The sequence below is a fragment of the Georgenia sp. genome (assembly GCF_054605595.1).
In genome coordinates this window covers 1-3,543 of the sequence record NZ_JBTSDU010000197.1, presented here as the reverse complement: position 1 = coordinate 3,543, position 3,543 = coordinate 1, and the positions used below count along the sequence as shown (strand labels likewise).

General features: G+C 70.4%; 3 protein-coding genes and 1 pseudogene. 2 read left to right on the top strand and 2 right to left on the bottom strand.

The window, feature by feature from the left end; genetic code table 11:
• Positions 1-372: pseudogene (locus ACYC1Z_RS14710) on the bottom strand (transposase); the annotation flags it as partial.
• A 306-nt stretch (positions 373-678) separates the two neighbouring features.
• Complete coding sequence (gene proC, locus ACYC1Z_RS14705) at positions 679-1,503, bottom strand: pyrroline-5-carboxylate reductase (RefSeq protein WP_461410262.1); 825 nt, start codon at positions 1,501-1,503, stop codon at positions 679-681.
• Positions 1,504-1,562: 59 nt separating this feature from the next.
• Between proC and ACYC1Z_RS14700 the strand changes: the two genes are divergently transcribed.
• Entirely contained in the window at positions 1,563-2,324 is a 762-nt protein-coding gene (locus tag ACYC1Z_RS14700) for an SDR family oxidoreductase (RefSeq protein WP_461410261.1), read from the top strand.
• 340 nt (positions 2,325-2,664) lie between these two features.
• A partial coding sequence (locus tag ACYC1Z_RS14695) for a class I tRNA ligase family protein (protein WP_461410260.1) occupies positions 2,665-3,543 on the top strand: 879 nt, incomplete at its 3' end.

Here is a 3,543-nt window from a genome sequence, read left to right as displayed (position 1 = left end):
CCAACCAGATGCACATCTTGTAGACAGGATAGGCCTGGGCCGGGTCATTCTTGCAGGAGTCGTTGTACTCATACTTGCTCACTGTCGCTGCTCCCTCGCGAAGTAAGCCGTTGCTTTTTTTAGAAACGTGGTCTCCGCCCGGAGTTCGGAATTCTCCCGTTCCAACTCCTTGAGCCGGGCCCGCTCTGGGAGCGTCAATTCGGTCTCGGCGCCACCATGGGCGTCTCGATACTTGTTCAACCAGTTCCGCAATGTCTCAGGGCCGACACCATAGGCAACAGCGACTTCCTTGATGGTCTTGGACGTCGCAATCACCTCTTGGCACAACTCGTCCTTGAACTCCTGGCTGAACCGTCTGCGTGAAACAGTCATGTCCGCGATCTCACCTTCAGTAGAACCCTCACCTTAAGAGGGCCCACTGTCCGAGATTACCGTGGCAGTCCAGTCATGGGAGACTCGCACCTGTCGGGTGTCCTTCTACTTGGTGACTTGGAAGCGTTAACAACTCCCATCGTCCCAGGCCAGAAGGGCACTCGTCTCTCACGACCCGCCGCCAGCCCAAACCACTTCGGCGGATCCAGGCTGAGTGGGCGGGCGCGGGAGCCGCTGTTCTCCTCGACACCGTCCTCGCGATCGACGACCGCGGCCCGGCGGGCATCACTGCGTAGTGGGCCATGATCAGTCCCCGGCGAGTTCCCGGTCGCGGTCGATCGTGGCCTGGACACCGCGGACGACGGCGGGGCTGAAGCCCGCCTCCTCCATCGCCACGAGCCCGGCCACCGTGGTGCCGCCGGGCGAGGTCACCGTGTCCACCAGGTCCGCGGGCGTGGCGCCGTCGGCCGCCCGGGCGAGGACGAGCCGGGCGCTGCCGAGCACGGTCTGTGCGGCGATCCGCACCGCCTGCGCCTTGGGTAGCCCGTTCCGCACCCCGCCGCGGGCGAGGGCGTCGATGAACGTGAACACGAACGCGGGCGCAGCCCCGGCGATGGCGCTGTAGGCGGCGAAGTCCCGCTCCGGCAGCACGATCGCGGAGCCGACCGTCTCGAAGAGTCCGACGACGGCGTCGATCTGCTCGTCGGTCGTCTCGGTGTTCCCGCACACGGCGGCCATGCCCGCACCGATCTGGGCGTTGACGTTCGGCATGACCCGCACCACCGGCTGCCCCGGGGCGAGGGACGCCCCGAGCCGGTCCAGGGGGAGGCCGGCGGCCAGGGAGACGACGAGCGAACCGGCCGCCTCGAGCAGGTCCCGCAACGGGGCCAGCACCTCCGCCACCAGGTGCGGCTTGACCGCGACGACCACGATGCCGCCCGCACCGACCTGCTCGACGAGCTCCTCGTTGGTGTCGAGCACGTCCACCCCCGTCTCGCGGGCGAGTGCCTGCGCGGAGTGTCCGTGCGCGCTGGTCACGACGACGTCGTCGGCTTGGATCGAACCGTCCGCCACGATGCCGCGCACGATCGCCCCGGCCATGTGGCCCGCCCCGATGAATCCGACCTTCATGCTGCTCCCTCGACGTGGTGGTGCTGGCAAGTATGGCGCGCGGGCGAGATGATGCGCGCATGACCACCACTCCTGACCTACCCCCGCGCGCCCTCGTCACGGGCGCCTCGTCCGGCATCGGCGCCGCCACCGTGCGACGGCTGCGGGCCGAGGGATGGGACGTGCTCGCCACCGCGCGCCGCACCGACCGGCTCGAGGCGCTCGCGGCCGATACCGGCTGCACCGTCCAGGCCGCCGACCTCACGGTTCCCGCCGACGTCGCCGCGCTCGTCGAGCACGTCCGGGCCACCGGCGGGCTGCGTTCACTCGTCAACAACGCCGGCGGCGCGAGCGGCGCCGACCCGGTCGAGCGGGCCCGGCCCGAGGACTGGGCGGACATGTTCGAGCTCAACGTGCTCGGCACTCTACGGCTCACCCAGGCGCTGCTGCCGGTGCTGCGCGCCGACGGCGGCGGTGACGTCCTCGTGGTGACCTCCACCGCCGCCCACGGCACCTACCCGGGCGGCGGCGGCTACGTCGCCACCAAGCACGCCGAGCGTGCCATCGTGACCACCCTGCGGGTCGAGCTGGTCGGCGAGCCGGTCCGGGTCATCGAGATCGCCCCCGGCATGGTCCGGACCGAGGAGTTCTCCCTCAACCGGCTCGGCGACGCAGCGGCGGCGGCCGCCGTCTACGCCGGGGTGGACGCGCCGCTGGTGGCCGAGGACATCGCCGACGCGATCGTGTGGACGCTCACCCGGCCGGCGCACGTCAACATCGACTCGATGATCATCCGGCCGCGGGCCCAGGCGACGAACACGCTCGTGGCGCGCAACGCCTGAGCCCGGGCCGACGCCTGGACTCGGGGCGCGCCACACCCGAGGACGGCCCGCGCCGTTCCGGAGCCCCCGCCGGCCCGCCCACCCCGCCCCGCCACCGGCGCTAGACTCGTCCGCACAGGCGTCGACCCGGCCATCACCGGTGAGCCTCCGGAAGAACGGCCCGCACCACCGGCGCGGGCCCGGTAGAACCGGACGGGTGGGCCCGTCACAGCCTTCTTGAGCGGTCACGACCGGTGCACGCCGGCGGGGCAAGCGAGGTGGTACCGCGGTACCGCGGCGCCGGGCAGCCGGCGGGCGGCGTCGTCCTCGTGGCTGGCACACGACCGACCGAGGAGCACCATTGCCTGAGCAGCCCCAGCGTTACCCCCTGCACCGTCCGGGCAGCGAGGTGGACCCCTCGCCGAGCTTCCCGGCACTGGAGCGGGCGGTCCTGGACTACTGGGACGAGGACGGCACGTTCCAGGCGTCCGTCGACAACCGGCCCGCGGGCGAGAACGGCGCGAACGAGTTCGTCTTCTACGACGGACCCCCCTTCGCGAACGGGCTGCCCCACTACGGCCACCTCCTCACCGGCTACGTCAAGGACGTCGTCGGTCGCTTCCAGACGCAGATCGGCCACCGGGTGGAGCGCCGCTTCGGCTGGGACACGCACGGCCTGCCCGCCGAGCTCGAGGCCGAACGGATCCTCGGCATCAAGGACAAGGCCGAGATCGACGCGATGGGCATCGAGGCCTTCAACCAGGCCTGCCGCGACTCCGTCCTGAAGTACACCGGCGAGTGGCGCGACTACGTCACCCGCCAGGCCCGCTGGGTCGACTTCGACAACGACTACAAGACCCTCGACGTCACCTTCATGGAGTCGGTCATCTGGGCCTTCAAGCAGCTCTACGACAAGGGCCTGGCCTACGAGGGCTACCGCGTGCTGCCCTACTGCTGGCACGACCAGACGCCGCTGTCCAACCACGAGCTGCGCATGGACGACGACGTGTACCAGATGCGTCAGGACCCCTCCGTCACGGTCGGCCTGCGCCTGGCGACGGGCGAGCTGGCGATCATCTGGACGACGACGCCATGGACGCTGCCGTCCAACCTCGCCGTCGCCGCCGGCCCGGACATCGAGTACGTCACCGTCGCCCCGACCGAGGGGCCGCTCCTGGGCGAGCGCGTCGTCCTCGCCCGCTCCCGCCTGCACGCCTACGCCCGCGAGCTGGGCGAGGAG